This window comes from Sorangium sp. So ce375, from assembly GCF_051473855.1.
In the GTDB taxonomy this organism is placed as follows: domain Bacteria; phylum Myxococcota_A; class Polyangia; order Polyangiales; family Polyangiaceae; genus Sorangium.
The window spans coordinates 303,142-322,462 of the sequence record NZ_CP150335.1 but is presented as its reverse complement, the minus strand read 5'-3'; the positions used below and the strand labels follow the sequence as shown (position 1 = coordinate 322,462).

At 72.9% G+C, this 19,321-nt stretch carries 20 protein-coding genes, 1 pseudogene and 1 riboswitch; all 21 genes and pseudogenes read left to right on the top strand.

Features of this window, described 5'->3' with window-relative positions; genetic code table 11:
- Window positions 1-67 precede the first annotated feature (67 nt).
- The 21 genes and pseudogenes from WME90_RS01240 (at window position 68) to WME90_RS01140 (ending at window position 19,297) form a co-directional block, all read left to right on the top strand.
- A complete protein-coding gene (locus WME90_RS01240; protein ID WP_437279209.1) occupies window positions 68-958 on the top strand; it encodes a 3-hydroxyacyl-CoA dehydrogenase family protein in 891 nt (296 codons plus the stop codon).
- 547 nt (window positions 959-1,505) lie between these two features.
- Window positions 1,506-2,333: an enoyl-CoA hydratase/isomerase family protein gene (locus WME90_RS01235; RefSeq protein ID WP_437279208.1), complete on the top strand. Its 828-nt coding sequence runs from the start codon at window positions 1,506-1,508 to the stop codon at window positions 2,331-2,333.
- 1,102 nt (window positions 2,334-3,435) lie between these two features.
- Window positions 3,436-3,645: riboswitch (cobalamin riboswitch) on the top strand.
- Window positions 3,646-3,743: 98 nt separating this feature from the next.
- Window positions 3,744-4,457, top strand: a complete 714-nt coding sequence (locus tag WME90_RS01230; RefSeq protein WP_437283762.1) for an energy-coupling factor ABC transporter permease — start codon at window positions 3,744-3,746, stop codon at window positions 4,455-4,457.
- A 23-nt stretch (window positions 4,458-4,480) separates the two neighbouring features.
- The gene (locus tag WME90_RS01225) at window positions 4,481-4,813 is read left to right on the top strand and encodes a hypothetical protein (RefSeq protein ID WP_437279207.1); all 333 of its coding nucleotides are present in this window, start codon (window positions 4,481-4,483) and stop codon (window positions 4,811-4,813) included.
- The gene (locus WME90_RS01220; protein WP_437279206.1) at window positions 4,803-5,552 is read left to right on the top strand and encodes a CbiQ family ECF transporter T component; all 750 of its coding nucleotides are present in this window, start codon (window positions 4,803-4,805) and stop codon (window positions 5,550-5,552) included. Before WME90_RS01225 ends, WME90_RS01220 begins: the two co-directional genes overlap by 11 nt.
- On the top strand, window positions 5,549-6,376 hold the full coding sequence (locus WME90_RS01215; protein WP_437279205.1) for an energy-coupling factor ABC transporter ATP-binding protein: 828 nt from the start codon (window positions 5,549-5,551) through the stop codon (window positions 6,374-6,376). The genes WME90_RS01220 and WME90_RS01215 overlap by 4 nt, the downstream gene beginning before the upstream one ends.
- Window positions 6,352-7,539 (top strand): CbiX/SirB N-terminal domain-containing protein, encoded by a 1,188-nt coding sequence (locus tag WME90_RS01210; protein WP_437279204.1) that lies wholly within the window; start codon window positions 6,352-6,354, stop codon window positions 7,537-7,539. Before WME90_RS01215 ends, WME90_RS01210 begins: the two co-directional genes overlap by 25 nt.
- 155 nt (window positions 7,540-7,694) lie before the next feature.
- Window positions 7,695-8,396 carry a TetR family transcriptional regulator gene (locus tag WME90_RS01205; protein WP_437279203.1) on the top strand — a complete coding sequence of 234 codons (702 nt, stop codon included), beginning with the start codon at window positions 7,695-7,697 and terminating at the stop codon, window positions 8,394-8,396.
- Window positions 8,393-9,130 (top strand): ABC transporter ATP-binding protein, encoded by a 738-nt coding sequence (locus WME90_RS01200; RefSeq protein WP_437279202.1) that lies wholly within the window; start codon window positions 8,393-8,395, stop codon window positions 9,128-9,130. Before WME90_RS01205 ends, WME90_RS01200 begins: the two co-directional genes overlap by 4 nt.
- A complete protein-coding gene (locus tag WME90_RS01195) occupies window positions 9,127-9,894 on the top strand; it encodes a hypothetical protein (protein WP_437279201.1) in 768 nt (255 codons plus the stop codon). The genes WME90_RS01200 and WME90_RS01195 overlap by 4 nt, the downstream gene beginning before the upstream one ends.
- Window positions 9,891-10,697: a hypothetical protein gene (locus WME90_RS01190; protein ID WP_437279200.1), complete on the top strand. Its 807-nt coding sequence runs from the start codon at window positions 9,891-9,893 to the stop codon at window positions 10,695-10,697. The genes WME90_RS01195 and WME90_RS01190 overlap by 4 nt, the downstream gene beginning before the upstream one ends.
- Window positions 10,698-10,986: 289 nt before the next feature.
- Entirely contained in the window at window positions 10,987-11,361 is a 375-nt protein-coding gene (locus tag WME90_RS01185; protein ID WP_437279199.1) for a DUF3209 family protein, read from the top strand.
- 13 nt (window positions 11,362-11,374) lie between these two features.
- Window positions 11,375-12,109, top strand: coding sequence for an FAD-dependent oxidoreductase (locus tag WME90_RS01180; RefSeq protein ID WP_437279198.1), 735 nt, complete (start codon window positions 11,375-11,377; stop codon window positions 12,107-12,109).
- Window positions 12,110-12,126: 17 nt separating this feature from the next.
- The gene (locus WME90_RS01175) at window positions 12,127-13,272 is read left to right on the top strand and encodes a cobalt-precorrin-5B (C(1))-methyltransferase (RefSeq protein WP_437279197.1); all 1,146 of its coding nucleotides are present in this window, start codon (window positions 12,127-12,129) and stop codon (window positions 13,270-13,272) included.
- Entirely contained in the window at window positions 13,269-13,988 is a 720-nt protein-coding gene (locus WME90_RS01170) for a precorrin-8X methylmutase (protein WP_437279196.1), read from the top strand. Before WME90_RS01175 ends, WME90_RS01170 begins: the two co-directional genes overlap by 4 nt.
- Window positions 13,985-15,325: a precorrin-6y C5,15-methyltransferase (decarboxylating) subunit CbiE gene (cbiE, locus tag WME90_RS01165; protein ID WP_437279195.1), complete on the top strand. Its 1,341-nt coding sequence runs from the start codon at window positions 13,985-13,987 to the stop codon at window positions 15,323-15,325. The genes WME90_RS01170 and cbiE overlap by 4 nt, the downstream gene beginning before the upstream one ends.
- The gene (gene cobI / locus WME90_RS01160; RefSeq protein ID WP_437279194.1) at window positions 15,322-16,122 is read left to right on the top strand and encodes a precorrin-2 C(20)-methyltransferase; all 801 of its coding nucleotides are present in this window, start codon (window positions 15,322-15,324) and stop codon (window positions 16,120-16,122) included. The genes cbiE and cobI overlap by 4 nt, the downstream gene beginning before the upstream one ends.
- Window positions 16,119-17,267 carry a cobalt-precorrin 5A hydrolase gene (locus WME90_RS01155; protein WP_437279193.1) on the top strand — a complete coding sequence of 383 codons (1,149 nt, stop codon included), beginning with the start codon at window positions 16,119-16,121 and terminating at the stop codon, window positions 17,265-17,267. Before cobI ends, WME90_RS01155 begins: the two co-directional genes overlap by 4 nt.
- A pseudogene (cobJ, locus tag WME90_RS01150) lies at window positions 17,260-18,522 on the top strand (precorrin-3B C(17)-methyltransferase). The gene WME90_RS01155 and the pseudogene cobJ overlap by 8 nt, the downstream one beginning before the upstream one ends.
- A 179-nt stretch (window positions 18,523-18,701) precedes the next feature.
- Complete coding sequence (locus WME90_RS01145) at window positions 18,702-18,971, top strand: hypothetical protein (protein ID WP_437279192.1); 270 nt, start codon at window positions 18,702-18,704, stop codon at window positions 18,969-18,971.
- A complete protein-coding gene (locus WME90_RS01140) occupies window positions 18,968-19,297 on the top strand; it encodes a type II toxin-antitoxin system RelE/ParE family toxin (RefSeq protein WP_437279191.1) in 330 nt (109 codons plus the stop codon). Before WME90_RS01145 ends, WME90_RS01140 begins: the two co-directional genes overlap by 4 nt.
- Window positions 19,298-19,321: the final 24 nt, after the last annotated feature.

Sequence of the window (19,321 nt, the reverse complement as noted above, 5' to 3'; positions counted from 1 at the left end):
GGCGGGTCGTCGGGCCGCGGGCGAGGGCGGTTCACCGCGCTCTCGGCTTCGGCTATCAACCGCGGCCATGGAAGCTACGACGATCAAGCGCTTCGGGGTGATCGGCGCGGGCCAGATGGGGCGAGGCATCGCCCAGGTCGCCGCGGCCGCGGGCCTCGAGGTGGTCCTGTGCGACGTCTCGAGGGCGCTGGCGGAGTCGGGCAAGGCCCAGATCGCCGCCATCCTCGCGAAGCAGGTGGAGAAGGGCAAGATGGCCGCGGAGGCGCGGGAGGCGCTCCTCGGCCGCGTCGCGGTGGCCGACGGCATCGCCGGCCTTTCGGGGGTCGACCTGGCCGTGGAGGCGGTCACCGAGAGCTTCGACGTGAAGAGCGGGATCTTCAAGCTCGCCGACGCGGCGCTCCCGAAGGGCGCGATCCTGGCGTCGAACACGTCGTCGATCTCGATCACGCGGCTCGCGGCGGTGACCGGCCGGCCTGAGCTGGTCATCGGGATGCACTTCATGAACCCGGTGCCGCTGATGAAGCTTGTCGAGCTCGTCCGTGGGGTGCAGACGTCGGACGCGACCTACGAGGCCGTCCGGGCGCTCTCGGTGGGGCTCGGCAAGACGGTGATCACCTCGAAGGACCAGCCGGGGTTCATCGTGAACCGGATGCTGATCCCGTTCCTCAACGAGGCGTGCTTCGCGCTCCAGGAGGGGCTGTCCACGCCGGAGGACATCGACGCAGGGGCGCGGCTGGGGCTGAACCACCCGATGGGGCCGCTCGAGCTCGCGGACCTGATCGGGCTGGATACGGTGCTGTCGATCGCGGAGGTGCTGCACCGGGAGTTCGGGGACTCGAAGTACCGGGCGCCCACGTTGCTGCGGAACCTGGTGGCGGCGGGGTGGTACGGGAAGAAGAGCGGGCGGGGGTTCTACGTGTACGACGAGAAGGGGCAGAGAAGCGGGCGGGCGGTGTAGGCGCTGCGACGGAGCCCGGGAGGGAGGAGGCGCCTCGCGGGGGGGCCGGCGGGGGGCCCTCCCACGAACTCGCGCCTTTTGTGAGGCCATTGCCGTGGGTGAGGGTGGGTCGGTCCGGGAAGGCGTCGCACGGAGCGGGCCGGCGCTCGGGTTCGTGGGGCCCTCCCCCGCCGGCCCCCCGCGAGGCGCCCCCTCCCTCCCGGGCTCTCTCCAACGGGGGGAGGAGGGGCGGAGCGGCGGCGTTATCCGCGCGATGCGAAGGTCGTTGGGCGGCTCCAGGGACGGCCCATCTGCCCGACTCCCCACGATCGCACGCGGGCTCGCGGCAGGGACGTCACATGGCGCGCACCCGCACCCAAGCGATGAGTTCGGATCATCGAGTGACGGGCGATGTCCCGGAACAGCCGCACGACGTCCTCTGGAAATCGCTCGCTCGTCGGCTCGGCAATGGCCTCAGCACAGCGGGATCGAGCGGATACGGAATGACGCCCTCCCGGGCGCACGGCAGGCGCTTCCCCCCGGCGCGGCGCGCTGCTAACGACGGTCCATGACCGCTCAAGAACAGCAGCCGGGGGCCCCTGCTCGCGGTACGCTCCAGTTCGTCGCCGTCGAGCGCGCGGGTCACGTCGCCACCGTGACCATCCAGCGGCCCGACAAACTCAACGCCCTGAACCCCACCGTCCTCGGGGAGCTCACCGCGGCCTTCCGCGATCTCCTCGCGCCCGGCGAGGGCAACGAGGTCCGCGCAGCGGTGCTGACCGGCGCGGGCAAGGCGTTCGTCGCCGGCGCCGATATCGCGGAGATGGCGACGATGAACAGCACCGCCGCGAAGCGGTTCGCCGACGCGGGCCACCGCCTCGCCGAGCTCATCGAGACTGCCCCCTTCCCCGTAATCGCCGCCGTCAACGGCTTCGCGCTGGGCGGCGGCTGCGAGCTCGCCCTCGCCTGCGACTTCATCTATGCCGCGGAAGGCGCAAAATTCGGCCAGCCCGAGGTGAACCTGGGCGTCATCCCGGGCTTCGGCGGGACCCAGCGGCTGCTGCGGCGGGTCGGGCCGGGGCGCGCACGCGAGCTCGTCTATTCAGGAGATATGATCACCGCCGAGCAAGCACTGTCGTTCGGGCTCGTCAACGCGGTGTTCCCGGCGGCCGAGCTCCTCGCGCGCGCCCGCGAGACCGCCCTCAAGATCGCCTCGCGCGGCCCGCTCGCCGTCGCCGCCGCCAAGCGCGTGCTCCTGCGCGGCGAGAGCCTCGACCTCGCCGCCGCCAACGAGCTGGAAGCCCAGGCCTTCGCCGCGCTCTTCGGCAGCGAAGATCAACAGCTCGGAATGAAAGCGTTCCTGGCGAAATCGCAAGCCACGTTCACGGGTAAGTGAAGGCTCGGAAAGCTCGAACTGCGCGCCAGAAGACAAAAAAATACCGCGCGTCACGCTGGAGGGGGGCCCAGAATGACCGCGGCATGAAACCGCGCCGGAGTCTTGAACGTCCGCCACGGTGCTAAGAAGGACCGCATGCGCGCCGCGCTGGGGGGACCGCGCCGGTGCGCATGCGGTAGTCAGATTGTGGCATCCGCAGGCACGTTGTCGATAACAAAGTGCAACGCCTGCACGCCGAGCGAGCAGCCCGATCCCGGCGCGAAGGTAGCCAACCGACTGCGCGACCCACACACCCCTGATCTGCGCGAATTCACGTTCGGGCCGGGCATACCCCTCCACCGGAGACAGCCCCCGGCGCAGCGTTCTTTTCGCATCCTGAGACGAGAGAACAAGAAATCCCCCGCCTCTTCAATAACAGACGCCAGGGCGCGGCGAGCCCGTGCACGTAGCACCTGCTCCCGAGTAAAGAGCCAGGACGAACAAAGCACGCTGGGGCAGAAGCGCAGCGGTGCCCGTGTTCCTGCCTACGAGATCCCCCCGTGCGACGCAGCCCGAGAGAGGCAGCGGCGCCCGCGCAGCGACAAAGTAAACTGGTTTTATCTTAGGGGGACATAAAATCGAGACGCGTGCTCGACGAATCGAGATCTGGTGCGTCTGGGGCAATTTCTCGGCCTCGATCACCGCAGGACAGGCCGAGATCGCTCGCCGTCGCGCCTCTGTCTGCTCGACGGGGGCGCTCCAATAGGCGTGCGGCCCGCCTCCGCAGCGGTGGCCCCGGTGCGCGTTCAGCGCCCCGAGGCCGGGTGGGCAGCGGCGCAGACACGGCTGCCGCACCGACGTCGCGGACGAGGGGGCTCGCGACCGACCGCGGCGGGTTGAGCCGCACGAGGCGGAAGCTCACGCGCCCGGGTTCGCCCGGCCTTCATCGCGGGTTCACGTGGCCGCCAGCGCTCGCGTCACCAGGACGCGCGGATCGAGCGCGCGCTCGATGGTGAGGCCGCCTGATACGACATGCCACATGCAGCGCCAGGCGAGCACATCCTCCGCGACCACCGCAGGACGTCCTTGACGCCGGGCGCGAAACGGGATTACCGAGACCGGCCTGACAATCCATCCCTCGGGTGCCCTCCGGGGCATAAAAGGGAAGCCGGTGCGAAACCGGCGCGGTACCGCCACCGTGAGTGGGGAGCTGCCTCCGAAGACCACTGGGCCTCATTGGAAGAGGCCTGGGAAGGTGGACGCGCAGCGCTGGGAGCTCGAACAGCTCCCTGAACCCATGAGCCGGGAGACCTACCCGAGCCACCCACGAGGTGCAGCTTGCGCACGTCTTCGTGGCGTTCGGGTGCGGACTTCACCCGGAGCGCCGAAATCGGTCTTCACGGCCGCATTGTGTCGATCGCCGCCGTGTCCTTGGGGACGCTCCTTGCGCCCCGGCCCGCGGCCGCGATGCACCTCGCGGAAGGCGTCCTGCCGCTCGGCTGGTGCGCGGTCTGGAACGCGCTCGCCCTGCCCTTCGTGGCGATCGCCCTCCACCTGCTCCGGCGCCGCACCCAGCGGGACGCCTTCTATAAGCCGTTCGTCGGCCTCGTCGCCGCCGCCGTCTTCGCGATCTCGTGCATGCCCGTGCCGGTGCCGACCGCGGGGACCTGCTCCCACCCGTGCGGCACCGGGCTCGCGGCGGTGCTCATCGGCCCCTGGATGACCGTCCTCGTCACCTTGGTGGCGCTCCTTATCCAGGCCCTCTTCCTCGCGCACGGCGGCCTCACCACGCTCGGCGCCGACGTCGCGTCGATGGGCATCGCGGGCGCATTCAGCGGATACTTCGTCTTCCACCTCGCGCGTCGCTGCGGCGCGAACCTCTGGGTCGCAGGGTTCCTGGCGGGCGTGACGTCGGACTGGGCCACGTACGCCACAACGGCGCTCGCGCTCGCGCTGGGGCTCTCGGGCGAGGGGTCGGTGACGTCCATGTTCACGGGCGTCGCCCTCGCCTTCGTCCCCACCCAGCTGCCGCTCGGCCTGCTCGAGGGCGTCATGACCGCGGGGGCGCTCGCCTTCCTGCGCTCACGGCGGCCCGACATCCTGGACCGGCTCCAGGTCGTCCCGCTCGCCGCGGAGGCGTCGTGATGCGGCGGCCCGGACAGCGCCCGATGTCAGCGCTGCTCGCGCGGCGCGCGCGCGAGGGGGCGCTCTGGCTCGCCGCCGCGCTCCCCCTCGCCGCTTCCCTCTGGCTCACCGCCTGCCGCAACGCGTCCTGGGACGGCGTCGACGAGGCCGTGGTCCGCCGCGTCGCCGAGGACGCGGGGCGCCACGACACGGGGCCGCTGTTCGCGGGCCTGGAGGGCGACCTCCTGCTCTTCGCGTTCCTCTGGGCGGGGCTCATCGCCGGGTTCACCCTCGGCTATTTCTCGCGCGTGCTCTTCGTCGAGCGCGCCGGCGCGCCCGCGGGCAAGGCCGGCGGCGAAGGCCTCCGTGCGGACTGATCCCCCCGCGCGGCTCCGCGACGTGGACGCCCGCCTCCGGCTCGGGGCCGCCGTGGCGGCGTGCTGCGTCGCCGCGGGCGCGCGCTCGCCCGTCACGCCGGCCGCGCTGCTCGTCCTCGCGTGCGCGGCCCTCCGCCTCCAGGGCACGCCGGCGCGCGCCGTCGTCCGCGCCGCCGCGCCCGCCGCGTGGATCGGAGCGGTCGCGGCGGCGCTCGCGCTGGCGCTCACGCCGGGGGCGCCGCTCTTCCCCGGCGCGCCGTTCCCGGTCGGCGCGATCACGTCCGAGGGGGCCCACCGCGCCGTGGCCCTCGGCGCGCGCGTCCTCGCGGCGGCCGCGGTGCTCCGGTGGCTCGCCGGCGCCGCGGCGCCGGCCGAGATCGACGCGGCGCTCGCCGGGCTCGGCGTCCCCGCGGCCCTCGTCGAGCTGCTCGCGCTGACGCGGCGCTTCGCCGGCGTGCTCCAGCGCGCCGTCGACAGCGCGTGGTGCGCCGCCGCGCTCCGCGGCGGGTTCGCCCGGCCCGGCGCCGCCGCGCGCTCGGCCGGCGCCGTCGCGGGCGTCGTGGCGCTCCGGACGCTGGAGCGCTCCGAGGGCGCCGCCATCGCGATGCAGCTCCGCGGCTACAAGGGGAAGCTGCCCGTCGCCGACCGGAGGACGAGCGCGCCCGCCGCGAACCTGGCGTTCGCCGCCGCCGCCCTCGCGGGCCTCGGCCTCAGCGTCGCCGCGGGACGGGCGGTATGATCGCGATCGCGCTGCGCGCCCCCCTGCTCGGCTACCGCGGCGGCGAGCCCGTGCTGCGCGACGTGCGCCTCGACGTCGCCGAGGGCGAGTCCGTGGCGGTGCTCGGCGGAAACGGCGCCGGCAAGACAGCGCTGCTCCGGACGCTCGTCGGGCTCCTCCCGGCGCCCGGCGGCGGCGTCGAGATCGCGGGCCGCCGCGTGGGCTCGCCGTCGGACGCGGTGGCCGCGGGCGCCGCGCTCGTGCTCCAGGACCCGGACGACCAGCTGCTCGGCGCGACGCTCCTCGACGACGTCCTGTTCGGCCCGAGGAACCTCGGCCTGCCCGCGCCCGAGGCGCGGCGCCGCGCCGAGGCGGCGCTCGCCGCCGTGCAGATCGCGCACCTGGCCGATCGGGCCATCGAGGCGCTGAGCTTCGGCGAGCGCAAGCGCGCGTGCATCGCCGGGATGCTGGCGATGCGGCCGCGGGTGCTGCTGCTCGACGAGCCGACCGCGGGGCTCGACCCGGAGGGCGAGCTCGCCCTGTGCGAGACGCTGCGCGCCCTCTCCGAGCAGCAGGGGACGACGCTTGTCACCGCGACGCACGCGGTGGATCTCGTGCCGCTCTTCGCCACGCGCGCGGTCCTGCTCGGCGACGGTCGGGTCCTCGCGGACGGGCCGCCGCGGGAGGTGTTCGCAGAGGGGGAGCTCCTCGCGCGGGCGCGGGTGCGGCGGCCGTGGGTCGCGGAGCTCTGGACCCGGATGAGCCATGCGCCGCCGCGGGGCGGCGCGGGCCTCCCGCTCACCCTGGAGGAGGCGCTCGCGTGCATGACGACGGTCTGCTGCTGATCGGCCACGGCAGCCGCGACGCCGCGTCGAACGCCGAGTTCGAGGCGCTCGTGGCCGACTACGCCGCGGCGCGGCCCGGGGTCGCCGTGCAGCACGGCTACATCGAGCTCGCGACGCCGCACCTCGCCGACGCGCTCGCCGCGCTCGCGGCGCGCGTGTCCCGGGTGGCGGTCGTGCCGCTCTTCCTGTTCGCGGCGGGGCACGTGAAGAACGACATCCCGCTCGCGCTCGAGCGGGCGCGGGCCGCGCACCCGGGCGTGCGCTTCTCGGCGGCGCGGCCCCTCGGCGTGCACCCGGCGCTCGCCGAGCTCGCGTTCCAGCGCGCCGCGACCGCGCTGCCGGACGACCCGGCGGCGCGGGCCCGGTCGGCGCTCGTCGTGGTGGGGCGCGGGGCGAGCGATCCCGACGCGAACGGCGACTTCTGCAAGACGGCGCGCCTCATCGGCGAGGGCCGCGGGCTCCAGCTCGTCGAGCCGACGTTCATCGGCATCACCCGGCCCTCGGTCGAGGAGACGCTGGAGCGGGTCGCTCGGCACCGGCCCGAGCGGGTCGTGGTCGTCCCCTACTTCCTCTTCGCCGGGCGGCTCATGACGAAGCTCGCCGAGCAGGTCGATCGCTTCTCGTCGACGTACCCGTGGATCCGGGCGTCGCTCGCGCCGCACCTCGGCCGGTCGAGCGCGCTCTTGGAGCTGATCGACGAGCGCGCGCGCCAGGCGTTCGCGGGCGAGGCGCCCCTCCCCTGCGACACGTGCATGTACCGCACCGCCCTGCCGGGGCTCGCGCGGGAGGTCGGCGGGCTCAAGGCGATGCTCTACAGCGTGCGCCACACGCTGACGCACACGCAGGCGTCGAACCACCCGCACGCCCACCGATCGCTGCGCAAGCACGTGCTCGTCTGCGGCAACGCCGACTGCGTGGACCGCGGCAGCCTGGCGCTGCTCGAGTCGGTGCGCCGCCTCGTGAAGCAGGCCGGCCAGCAGCAGCAGATCCGCGTGACGAGGACGTCGTGCATGGGGCGCTGCGGCGAGGGGCCGACGGTCGCCGTCTACCCCGACGGGGTGTGGTACCGCGGCGTCCGCGAGGAGGACGCGAAGGACCTCGTCGAAGAGCACCTGCTCGGCGACCGGCTTGTGGCCCGGCTCGTCGACGACATCATGCAATGAGGCGCGGCGCCCGGCGCCGCCATCGAGCGTGAATCGCCGACGCGCGGAGTCTCCATGGCAGCCCGCGCCCCCCTCGGCCCTCGTGGTCCCCGCCCACGTCCCGCGCCAGGGCTGCCCGAGTTGACTCATTTGTCCAAATGAGTCATATAAGTTCTGTGCCCGTTCGCCGCCCCGACAGGCCCCGCGACCCTGCGCGGCGCACCAGGATCCTCGACGCCGCCAGGCGCCACTTCGTCGAGCGCGGCTTCAAGGGCACCAACCTCGACGCCGTGGCCGCCGAGGCCGGCTGCGCAAAGGGCGCCCTCTACCTCGAGTTCGCCGACAAGGAGTCCCTCCTGCGCGAGGTGGTAGAGCGAGCGTTCGCCACGATCCGCGCGCGCTTCGCCGCCGAGGTGCTCGGCCTGCAATCCCCGCTCGATCGCCTCGTCGCGACCCTCCGCTTCGCCTACCGCCAGCAGGCGGCAGAGCCGCTCTTCGGCAAGCTCCTCCGCGAGGATCCCGACCTCCGCGCGCTCCGCCTGCTCGACGACGCCGCGAGCGCCGCCGCCGCGGAGGCGCAGATCGCCCAGATCAACGGCTGGGTCGACGAGGGCATCGCGCGCGGCGAGATCCGGCCCGACGTCGATCGCGACGCGATCCCCTTCGTCCTCGGCGTGCTGCGCTTCGCGCCCCAGCACCTCGGGCTGATCACGTCGTTCAGCGCCTTCGCCGGCGAGCGCACGCTCGACGCGATCGCCGACATCTTTCGCGCCGGCCTGGCCGCGCGGCCCGCGGCGACCTCCACGGAGACGACCCCCGCGACGACGATTCCCACGGAGCAGCGCGCGACCGCGTCGCGCGCGAGGAGCAAGCGATGAACCAGGCGATCGAGGTGAACGCGCTCGGCAAGCGCTTCGCGAAGGTCACGGCCGTCGACGGCGTGAGCTTCAGCGTCGAGGCCGGCGAGATCTTCGGCTTCATGGGGCACAACGGCGCCGGCAAGACCACGACGCTGCGTATGCTCCTCGGCCTGACCCGGCCGACCGCGGGCACCGCGCGCGTGCTCGGGCGCGACGTCGTCCACGAGACGCTCGAGGTCCGGCGGAACGCGGGTTACCTGCCCGCGTCGTACTCGCTGCCCCCCGACATGACTGCGCGCGGCTTCCTCCACTACATCGCCGCGATGTTCGCGCTGCCCCGCGACGTCGCGGCCGCGCGCGCCGACGCCCTCCTGCGCCGCTTCGGGCTCGAGCGCGAGGCGGACCGCCCCCTGCGCGGCTTCTCCACCGGCATGGCCCAGAAGGTCGGCATCGCCCAGGCGCTGATCAACGAGCCCGCGGTGCTCCTGCTCGACGAGCCGACCTCGGGCCTCGATCCCCTCGGCCGCCACGAGCTCCTCGAGGTGCTCCGCGCGCTCGCGCGCGAGCGCGGCGTCACCATCGTGTTCTCGTCGCACATCCTCTCCGACGTCGAGGCCCTCTGCCGGCGCGTCGCGGTGATGCACCGCTCGCGCCTCGTCGCCTGCGACGAGGTCGAGCGCCTCAAGGACGCGCACGGGGCGCGCACCATGGACGATCTCTACCTCGCGCTCGTGCGCAGGGAGGCCGCGTGATCCGCCTCCTCTGGCTCGACTACCTCACGACGCTCCGCGAGCGGAAGACCTGGCTCTGCGTCGCGATGCTCGTCTACGCCCTGGTCGCCATCCCCGTCGTGCTCGCGCGACCGCCCGATCACGTGCGCGCCGCGATCGCCGCGTGGTTCGGCGACGCCGCGCCGTTCCAGGTCTTCATGTACGTGTGGATCGACCTGACGATGAACAAGGTGATCGCGTTCATCCCCGTGGTGCTCGCCAGCGGCGTCGTGCTCCGCGAGCGCGACACCGGCGTGCTGCCGCTCCTCGCCAGCAAGCCCGTCTCGATCCCTCGTTATTTCGTGCTCCGCGCGCTCAGCGCGTGCGCGGTGATGGTGACCCTGCACGTCGCGACCCAGCTCGCCGGCGCCGCCTACTTCACGGCGCGCGTCCCCGGCTTCCGCCCCGGCCCCTTCCTCGGCGCGATGTCGCTCCACGCCTTCGCGGCGCTCTTCGCGACCGCGCTCTGCGCCGCGATCGCCGCGTGGGTGAGGCACCGCGGCGCCTCGGCGCTGATCGGGTTCGCCACGCTCGGGGGCCTCGTGGGCCTCTCGCTCATCGGCTTCTACCAGCCCGCCTGGCGGAGCCTCACCCTCGCGAACCCGATCACCCTCGGCGCCCTCGGCCTCGGGAGCCTCGACCACCTCGGCCCCGCCGTGCTCGGCCCCCCGATGCTCGCGCTCACCGCCCTCACCGCCCTCACCATCGCGGTGGGCGCCGCGGGCGTCCGGAGGATGGAAGCATGACCTCGACGACCGCCCCCGCCGCGGGCTCGCTCCGCGGCTACTTCGCGCTCGAGGCGCGCCACGCCCCGCGCCGCACGTCGCTCGTCGCGGCGGTCGTCGGCGTGCTCGTGGTGCTCGGCAGCCACGCGCTGATCGTGCGGCTGCCGGCGCAGGTCATCCGCTTCCTCGAGCAGGCCTTCGCGATCGAGGGGATGGCCGCCGTGCTCCTCGTCAACGATCTCCTCGCCGCCTATTTCGTCGCGTACTTCGTCGCCCTGACGGGCCTCGTCGACGCGACGGTCACGGCGCGAGAGGAGCATCGCCTCGAGCTCCTGCTCGCCAAGCCGATCCGCGCCCGCGTCTTCCTCGCCGCGCGCACGGCGCCCTCGCTGCTCGCCGGGGCCGGGGCGGGCGTGGTGGTCGCAGCCTCCACCGCGCTCGCCGTCGCGCCGTACATCGGCGCGAGCGACATGATCAGCGCGGCGGGCGCGCTCGGCGCCGGCCTCTTCCTCGTCGCGCTCTCCGTCGCGCTGCTCTCGGCGCTCCTGCCGCTCCTGGTGCGGATGCGAGACGGCTTCCACGCGCTCCTCGTCGCGTCGGGCGCGTGGATCGCGCCGCTGATGCCCACCGCAGCGTTCATCTACCGGCCCGACGCGTTCGAGGCGCACGAGGGGCTCAAGGAGGCGACGGTGCTCGCGTCGCTGCTCTGGAGCGACGCCACCTCGGCCTGGCTCGGCCCGGTCGCGCTGGGGATCGCTATCCCGCTCGCCGTGATCGCCATCGGCGCCTCAGGCGTGCTCCTCGAGCGCACCGACGCGCTCTGAGCCCGAACGCCGCGCCCTCCGGCGGCACGGCGCGGGGGGCCCACCTGGCATGGCCAGGGCGCTCGTCGACCAGCGCTGTCCGGACGTCGCTGCGCCAGGGCCGCGCTGTGCAGGGGGCCTGAGGACCGTGACCGCGAGGCCGAACGGGTCGCCCCTCGACGACGTGCGCCGCGGGGATCGGGCGCGCCTCGCCCGCTCTCACGCGGTGGCGCGCGCGTCACTTCTCCCCGCCTTCGTCTTTCCGCCCTCTCCCCTAGCTGGTACGAGGGCCCGATAGAAGGGAATCGATATGGCCTGTCACGAGATCGCCGCGCTCCGCCTTGGGCTCATGAACATCCTGGGCATCGATGATCCCGCCGAGCGCACGCACGAGCTCGCCGAGCTCGGCGCTGCAGCCGCCGAGCCAGGACCGGTCTCGGCGATGCTGCGCGCCGGTGACCTGAAGAACCTCTCGCGCCTCTTCGAGGGGTCGCTCGCGGGGCTCCAGGAGAAGGTCGCCAAGACGCCCGCGGGCGATCCGAAGCTTCCTTATCTGCGCTCGCTCCTCATCCTCACGAAGCAGGTCGAGCTCGACCTGCGCGCCCAGGTCGACGGGCTCGGCCGGCTCTACCGGGAGCTCGAGGAGATGCACGACTTCGTGCACGAGATCTACCCGGCCGAGTGAGCGGAGCAGACCGATGGCCCAGGCCAACCCGAAGATCAGGATCGCCCACGCGGAGCCGCTCGGCGACGCCGCCCGGCTGCTCCGCCTCGAGCGCGTCGACGGCGCGGAGCTCGGCTTCGCCGGCGGGCAGTACCTGATCATCAACACCGGCGTCACCCTGCCCGGCGGCAAGCTCGCGAAGCGCGCCTATTCGCTGCTCTCCAGCGACGCCGAGCAGCGCGCCGTCGAGATCGCGGTGAAGCGCGTCGGCGCCGGGCCGGGGTCGAACGTGCTCAACGACATCGCCGTCGGCGCCGAGCTCGAGTGGAGCGGCCCCTGGGGCAAGCTGCGGCTCCCGCCGGGCTTCTCCGGCCGCGCGCTCGTGATCGCCACCGACACCGGCATCACCGCCGCGCTCGGCATCGCGCGGAGCGCGGCCGCCGCCGGCGCGGCGCAGCTCGATCTGCTCTGGCTCGTCGAGCCCGGCGAGACCTTCGCCTCCGAGCCGTTCGTCCGAGAGCGCCTCCCCGCCGCCGTCCGCCTCGCCGTCGCCCGCGACCTCCCCCCGGTCGGCCACCCCGAGCGGCCCGCGCGCGCGTGCGCCCTCGTGGACGGGCAGCTCGCGGCCGGCCCCTACGACGCCGCGCTCTGCGCGGGCGACGGCGCCGTCATCTACCCGCTCCGCGACCGGCTCGCGTCGCTCGGCGCGCCGGAGGGCAGCGTGCTCCTGGAGAGCTTCTTCAACAATCCCCTGAAGAAGTCCTTGTAATCGTTCAGGATCCCGCGATGGCAGAGGTCCGGCCGAGAGACCCGAAAGGGCAGCGCGAGGGGTTCACGACGGGCGCGTGCGCGGCCGCCGCGGCCAAGGCGGCGGCGCGCGTGCTCGCGCGCGGCGCGGCGGTCGACGCCGTCGAGACCACCCTGCCGAACGGGCAGAAGGTGACCTTCCCGCTGAAGCGCTGCGATCGCGACGGGCCGCGCGCCACGTGCAGCGTCGTCAAGGACGCCGGCGACGATCCCGACTGCACCCACGGCGCCGAGCTCGTCGCCGAGGTCGAGCTCCGCCGCGAGCCGGGCGTCGAGATCCGCGGCGGCGACGGGGTCGCCGTCGTCACAAAGCCGGGGCTCGGGCTGCCCGTCGGCGCGCCGGCCGTGAACCCCGTGCCGCGCCGGAACATCACCGAGATGGTCCTCGAGGAGCTCGAGGGCTCGGGCTTCGCCGGGGCCACGGTCACGATCAGCGTCCCGCAGGGCGAGGAGATGGCGAAGCAGACAATCAACGCGCGGCTCGGCCTCATCGGCGGCATCTCCATCCTCGGGACGAGCGGGATCGTGAAGCCGTACTCGACCGCCGCCTTCCGCGCGAGCGTCGTGCAGGCGATCGACGTCGCCGCCGAGCGCGGCATCGCGACGCTCGCGCTGACGACCGGCGGCAAGTCCGAGGCGTACGCGATGAAGCTCTACCCGGAGCTCCCGGAGGACGCGTTCATCCAGGTGGGCGACTTCATCGGCACCGGCGTCCGCCACGCCGCGCGGCGGCGGATCGCCCGCGCGATCATCGTCGGCATGATCGGAAAGCTCTCGAAGATGGCCGACGGCAAGATGATGACGCACGCCGCCGGCTCGGAGGTGAGCATGGAGCTGCTGGCGCAGATCGCCGAGGAGCTCGGCGCGCGCCCGGAGATCGCGGCCGAGATCCGGCAGGCGAACACCGCGCGGCACGTGCTCGAGCTGTGCCAGCGCGAGGGGCTCACCGGCGTGCCCGGGGGGATCTGCCGGCGCGTCGTCGAGCACACCTCGCGTCACGCGGGCGGCGCCCTCGAGGTGCACGCCTGCCTCGTCGATTTCAACGGGGCGCTGCTCGGCCGATACCCGGCCGGCGCCGCCGGTGTAGCCGGTGCAACCGGTGCGGAGAGAGCGGAGGAGCGATGAGCGGTGATGAGGCGCGCGCGGTGAACGACATGCGGCAGATGACCGCGCTCGGGCGGCGCATCGAGGACAAGAGCTTCGCGATCATCGACGAGGAGGTCGGCGACCACGGGTTCCCGGACGCCGAGTGGCAGGTCGTCCGCCGCGTCATCCACGCGACCGCGGACTTCGAGTTCTCGTCGCTGATGCGGCTCCACCCCGAGGCGATCGCGCGCGGCATCGCGGCGCTCCGCGGCGGCGCGCCCGTCCTCGTCGACGTGAAGATGATCGGCGTCGGCCTGAACGAGCAGCGGCTCGCGTCCTACGGCTGCGCGATCCACTGCTTCATCTCGGACGACGACGTCATCCAGGCCGCCTCCGCGGCCGGCTCGACCCGCGCGATCGAGTCGATGCGCAAGGCGCACCGGCTCGGGCTCCTCGACGGCGCGATCGTCGCGATCGGCAACGCGCCGACGGCGCTGCTCGAGGTCGTGCGCCTCGCGCGGGAGGAGGGCGCGCGGCCGGCGCTCGTGATCGGCGTGCCGGTCGGCTTCGTGTCGGCGGCGGAGTCCAAGGAGGCCCTGATCGAGTCCGGGCTCCCCTCCATCGTGGCGCGCGGCCGCAAGGGCGGCAGCCCCATCGCCGTCGCGATCGTCCACGCGCTGCTGCTCCTGTCGGCGGAACCGGCGGAACCGACAGGATCCGCGGGCTCCGCCGGGGCGGCGCAGGGGGCGCGATGAGCGCGCGCCGCGCCGTCACCGTCGTCGGCATCGGCGACGACGGGTGCGCCAGCCTGTCGAGCCGCGCCGCGTCCGCGGTCGCCCGCGCCGAGGTGCTCGTCGGGGGCGAGCGGCACCTCGAGTTCTTCCCGCAGTTCCGCGGCGAGAAGATCGCCCTCAAGGGCGGCCTGTCCGCGGCGCTCGACCGCGTGGACGCCCTGTCCGCCGAGCAGAATGTGTGCATCCTCGCCTCGGGCGACCCGCTGTTCTTCGGCGTCGGCGCCCTCGTCGTCCGGAAGCTCGGCGGCGAGCACGTCGAGATCATCCCGAGCCTGAGCTCGGTGCAGTGGGCGTTCGCGCGCACCGGGATCGCCTGGGACGACGCCGCGTTCGTCTCGGTCCACGGGCGCTCCCCCGAGGGGTTCGCGACGCGCCTCCGCCGGCTCTCGAAGGTCGCGGTGCTGACCGACGCGGAGAACAGCCCCGCCCGCCTCGCGGCGCGGCTCCTCGAGCACGGCGACGCGGGCTGGCGGGCGTGGGTCTGCGAGAGCCTCGCGGGCGCGGGCGAGCGCGTGCGCGCGTTCGACCTCGCCGCCCTCGCGTCCTGCGACGACATCGGCCCGCTGAACGTGCTCCTGCTCCTGCGGAGCGATCCCGCGTGGCGCCCGCCGCCGGCCGTCCCCTACCTGCACGAGGACGCGTTCGCGAAGCGCATGCCGAAGAACGGGCTCATCACGAAGCGCGAGGTGCGCCTGCTCTCGATCGCCTCGATGGCGATCCGCCCCGACGCGGTCGTCTGGGACGTCGGCGCCGGCTCGGGGTCGGTCTCGATCGAGGCGGCGATGCTCTGCCCCCTCGGGCGGGTCTATGCGATCGAGGTCGACCCGGAGGGCGTGGAGATCTGCCGCGACAACGTCCGCACGCACGGGGTCGACAACGTGCGCGTCGTCGCGGGCCGCGCGCCCGAGGCGCTCGCGGCGCTCGAGGACCCGGACGCGGTGTTCGTCGGAGGGAGCAAGGGGAGCATGGAGGAGATCGTCACGGTGGCGCTCGATCGGCTGCGGCCGGGCGGTCGGCTCGTCGTCAACGCCATCACGATGGAGAACGTGGCCGAGACGTACCGCGCGCTCCGTGCGCGGGGGCTCGACCCCGAGGTCACGCTGCTCTCGGTCTCGCGCGGCGTCCCGCTCGCGCGCTACGTGCGGTACGAGGCGCTGAACCCGATCCACATCTTCGCCGCGACGAAGCCGGCGAAGGAGGCGGCGGAAGCAACCGAGGCAACGGAGGGCACGGAGCCGAAGCAGCCCACGCCCGCCGGCGCGCCGCGGTCCACGCGGTCCACCCCGGAGGCGTCATGAGCGGCCTCGGCAAGCTCTATGGCGTGGGCGTCGGCCCCGGCGCGCCGGACCTGCTCACGCTGCGCGCCGTGCGCGTGCTGCAGGAGGCGGACGTGCTCGCGCTCCCCCGCAGCTCGGACTTCGGCGCCTCGATGGCCTACCGGATCCTCGAGCCCGTCGTCGGCAAGCAGCGGGACAAGGAGCGGCTGCTCCTCACCTTCCCCATGAGCAAGGACCCGGATCGCGTCCGCCCCTACGTCGACGCGGCCGTCGAGACGATCGGCGAGCGGCTCTCGCGCGGCCTCACCGTCGCGTTCGCCACCGAGGGGGATCCGTCGCTCTTCAGCACCTTTGTCTATGTCCGCCGCGAGGCGCTCCGCCGGTTCCCCGGGCTCGAGGTCGAGGTCGTCCCCGGCGTCACCTCGGTCACGGCGGTCCCTGCCGTGAGCGGGCTCGCGCTCGCCGACGGGCAGGAGCGGATCGCCATCCTTCCCGCCACGTACGGCGTCGACGACCTCACAGACGTCCTCCGGCGCTTCGACACCGTGGTCCTGATGAAGATCGGCTCGGAGATGCCGAAGGTGACCGAGGCGCTCACGCGCGCCGGCCTCCTCGATCGGGCCGTGTTCGTGTCCAAGGCGACGATGCCCGAGCAGCGGATCGTCCGCGACCTCCGGGCCGCGCAGGGCGAGCGGGGCGACTGCTTCGCCATGGTCGTCGTCACGCGCGGGGAGCGGAGCGGGCTGCTCGTCGGGGAGGCCCCGGCCTCGCCGCCGGGCGGCTTCGACAAGGCTGTTACCGAACCGGAGGCGCCATGATCGCCGAGCGCAAGCCGTACGCCATCTACGCCATCACACGGCACGGGATCGCCATCGCGCGCAAGCTCATCGAGGGGCTGCCGGGCGCGGATCTCTACGTGTCGCAGAAGCTGTTCGACGGGGCGCCGGAGGGCGCGAAGCCGCTGCCGCTGCCGATGGGGCCGCTCCTGACCGAGGCGTTCACGGCCTACGACTGCCACGTCTTCGTGATCAGCGTCGGGGCGGTCGTGCGCATGATCGCGCCGCTGCTCAAGAACAAGAAGGTCGATCCCGCGGTCGTCTGCGTCGACGACGCGGCGCGCTTCTCGATCTGCGTGCTCTCCGGGCACGTCGGGCGGGGCAACGCGTTCACCGAGAAGGTCGCCGGGCTGCTCGGCGCGCAGCCGGTGGTGACGACGGCCTCCGACGCGCTCGGCACGCTGACGGTCGACATCCTCGGCCGGGAGCTCGGGTGGACCCTTGACGATCCCGACCGCAACGTGACGCGCGGTTGCGCCGCCGTCGTGAACGCCGCGCCCGTGCTGTTCGTCCAGGAGACCGGCGAGCCCTCGTTCTGGCCCGAGGCGACGCCGCTGCCGCCGGGCGTGCGCTACGCGACGTCGCTCGACGGCGTGGACCCCGGCGCGTGGGAGATCCTGCTCGTCGCGAGCGATCGCGATCTCGGGCGCTCGCACCCCGGGATCGTCGAGCGCGCCGTCGTCTACCGGCCGAAGAGCCTGGTCCTCGGCATCGGCTGCGATCGCGGCGCCCCGCTCGACATGGTGGAGCGCGGGGTCGACCGGCTGCTCGAGGAGCACGGGCTGTCGGCGAAGTCGGTGAAGGCGCTGGCGACGATCGACAAGAAGGCCGACGAGGAGGCGCTGCTCGCGCTGTCGGCGCGGCGGGGGTGGCCGCTCGTCACGTTCACGCCCGAGGAGCTCGACGCGACCGAGGGCATCGAGAACCCGTCGGAGACCGTGAAGAAGCACGTCGGCGCGCGGGGCGTCGCCGAGCCGGCCGCGCTGCGGGCGGCCGGGGCCGCGAGGCTGCTCGTCCCGAAGCGGGCGTACACAGAGGAGGGCGTGGGGCGGTCCATGACGCTCGCCGTGGCGCGCGTCCCGTTCGCGAAGCGCGACGTGCGCAATGGGGAGGAGAGCCATGGGTGAAAGCAAAGGAGTCCTGTCGATCGTCGGCATCGGCCCTGGCGCAGAGGAGCACGCGTCCCGCGCCGCCCTCGAGGCGATCGCCGCCTCGGATCTCATCGTCGGGTACACGACGTACATCCGGCTGGTGAAGCACCTGATCGAGGGCAAGGAGGTGATCAAGACGGGCATGACCGAGGAGATCGGCCGGGCGCGCGCCGCGGTGGAGCGGGCGCGGGACGGGGCGCGCGTGGCGATCATCTCGTCGGGCGACGCGGGCGTTTACGGCATGGCCGGGCTCGTCTTCCAGGTGCTCGAGGAGATCGGCTGGAAGCGGGGCGAGTCGCCGGAGCTCCGCATCGTCCCCGGCATGACGGCGCTCAACGCGTGTGCGTCGCTCGTCGGCGCGCCGCTCGGGCATGACTTCTGCGCCATCTCCCTGTCCGACCTCTTGACCCCGTGGCCCGTGATCGAGCGGCGGCTCGAGGCCGCCGCCGCGGCCGATTTCGTCATCGGACTTTACAATCCGGCGAGCGGGCGGCGCACGCGCCAGATCGTGCGGGCCCAGGAGATCATCCGCCAGCACCGCGCGGGCACGACGCCGGTCGCGCTTGTGAAGAGCGCCTATCGCAAGCTGGAGAGCGCGGTGCTCACCGATCTCGACCATTTCCTCGAGTACGAGATCGGGATGCTGACCACGGTGCTCGTCGGGTCGACAAACACCTTCATGTTCGAGGGGTACATGGTCACCCCGCGCGGGTATACCAACAAGTACACATGGGATGGAGCCGCGCTCCCCGGCCAGACGCCGGGGCGCTCGCTCGTGCTCTCGGACGAGAGCGTCACCGCGGAGGAGGTCTAGATGGCACGCGTAGGGAGGCTGGGCGGCGCGATCCTCGCCGAGACCCAGGGGGCGTATTACCTCATCGGCAACACAAAGGCGCCGTGCGACTTCCGCGCGGCGGGGTTCGAGCCGCCGGACGAGGTCGATCTCGTGAAGGGGGCCTATGTCCGGCTCAAGCCGCTGCGCGAGGTGAAGGTCGAGCCGCCGGTGCTGCTGCTCGACGTCGAGGGCGAGGAGCTCGCGAAGAAGCTCGTCCACCGCTTCGTGATCGATCGGAACGGCTCGGTGAGCGAGCGGCTGTGGCGGCTCGTCTACAGCCACGACGACCCGCTCGACGACGCCGAGGCGCCGGTCGAGCGAGACGCGCGCTGGCTGGGCGGCATCCCCGAGCCCATCTGGCAGCTCGTTCGCGACAACGTCCTGCGCTGCCTGTAGTCCGAGCGGGCACGAAGCGGACGCTCAGGCAGCTCGCCCGGACGTCGGGGTGTTCGAGGCCGCCCGCGCACTGCCCGCACGGACATCCCCGGGAGAGGCGCGCCCCGCGCGCGGGCACCTGCGACGTGAAGGATGCCGCTGCTCCATGGCACACCATGGCGGTGGGATGCCGCTGCTCCATGGTGCAACGAGGCTACGACGGCGCTACGCTTCGCAAGGTGCAAGCGCTCAAGGCCCGCGTTCAGAACGGTCGCATCGTCGTGGACGAGCCCACGGATCTGCCGGAGGGCATGGTGCTCGATCTCGTCATCGCTGATCCAGGCGACGAGCTCGACGACAAGGAGCGCGCAGAGTTGCACGCGGCCCTCGAGGAGGGGCTCGCCGAGCTGCGAACGGGGGCAGGCATCGATGCCGACGTGCTGCTCGCCGAGCTGCAGGCGCGCGGGTGAAGGTCCGATTCCTGGGGAGATCGGCCGAGCAGGCGCGCGCGGTGGATGCATGGTGGCGCGAGAACCGTCCCGCGGCACCGTCGCTGTTCGCCGATGAACTCGCCTCCGCGCTCCGCCTGCTCCGGCGTACGCCGGAGATGGGAGCCCCCTACGGCCCCAAGACGAACGATGGAGTGCGGCGCGTCTTGCTGTCGCGAACGCAGTACTACGTATATTACGCGGTTGAACCGGAGACGCGCTTCATCGGGGTGCTCGCTGTCTGGAGCTGCCTGCGCGGCAAACCGCCCAGCTTGAGTCACGTGAAGGATGTGAAGAAGAAACGCTGAGACGGAGAGCTCTCCGTCCAGCGA

Bases quoted from the DNA above. Each gene is read 5' to 3' on its own strand.
- WME90_RS01155 (WP_437279193.1), top strand. From the start codon at position 16,119: ATGATCGCCGAGCGCAAGCCGTACGCCATCTACGCCATCACACGGCAC.
- WME90_RS01180 (WP_437279198.1), top strand. From the start codon at position 11,375: ATGGCCCAGGCCAACCCGAAGATCAGGATCGCCCACGCGGAGCCGCTC.
- WME90_RS01170 (WP_437279196.1), top strand. From the start codon at position 13,269: ATGAGCGGTGATGAGGCGCGCGCGGTGAACGACATGCGGCAGATGACC.
- WME90_RS01225 (WP_437279207.1), top strand. From the start codon at position 4,481: ATGTCAGCGCTGCTCGCGCGGCGCGCGCGCGAGGGGGCGCTCTGGCTC.
- WME90_RS01200 (WP_437279202.1), top strand. From the start codon at position 8,393: ATGAACCAGGCGATCGAGGTGAACGCGCTCGGCAAGCGCTTCGCGAAG.
- WME90_RS01145 (WP_437279192.1), top strand. From the start codon at position 18,702: ATGGTGCAACGAGGCTACGACGGCGCTACGCTTCGCAAGGTGCAAGCG.
- WME90_RS01235 (WP_437279208.1), top strand. From the start codon at position 1,506: ATGACCGCTCAAGAACAGCAGCCGGGGGCCCCTGCTCGCGGTACGCTC.
- cbiE (WP_437279195.1), top strand. From the start codon at position 13,985: ATGAGCGCGCGCCGCGCCGTCACCGTCGTCGGCATCGGCGACGACGGG.
- WME90_RS01185 (WP_437279199.1), top strand. From the start codon at position 10,987: ATGGCCTGTCACGAGATCGCCGCGCTCCGCCTTGGGCTCATGAACATC.
- WME90_RS01175 (WP_437279197.1), top strand. From the start codon at position 12,127: ATGGCAGAGGTCCGGCCGAGAGACCCGAAAGGGCAGCGCGAGGGGTTC.
- WME90_RS01190 (WP_437279200.1), top strand. From the start codon at position 9,891: ATGACCTCGACGACCGCCCCCGCCGCGGGCTCGCTCCGCGGCTACTTC.
- cobI (WP_437279194.1), top strand. From the start codon at position 15,322: ATGAGCGGCCTCGGCAAGCTCTATGGCGTGGGCGTCGGCCCCGGCGCG.
- WME90_RS01215 (WP_437279205.1), top strand. From the start codon at position 5,549: ATGATCGCGATCGCGCTGCGCGCCCCCCTGCTCGGCTACCGCGGCGGC.
- WME90_RS01240 (WP_437279209.1), top strand. From the start codon at position 68: ATGGAAGCTACGACGATCAAGCGCTTCGGGGTGATCGGCGCGGGCCAG.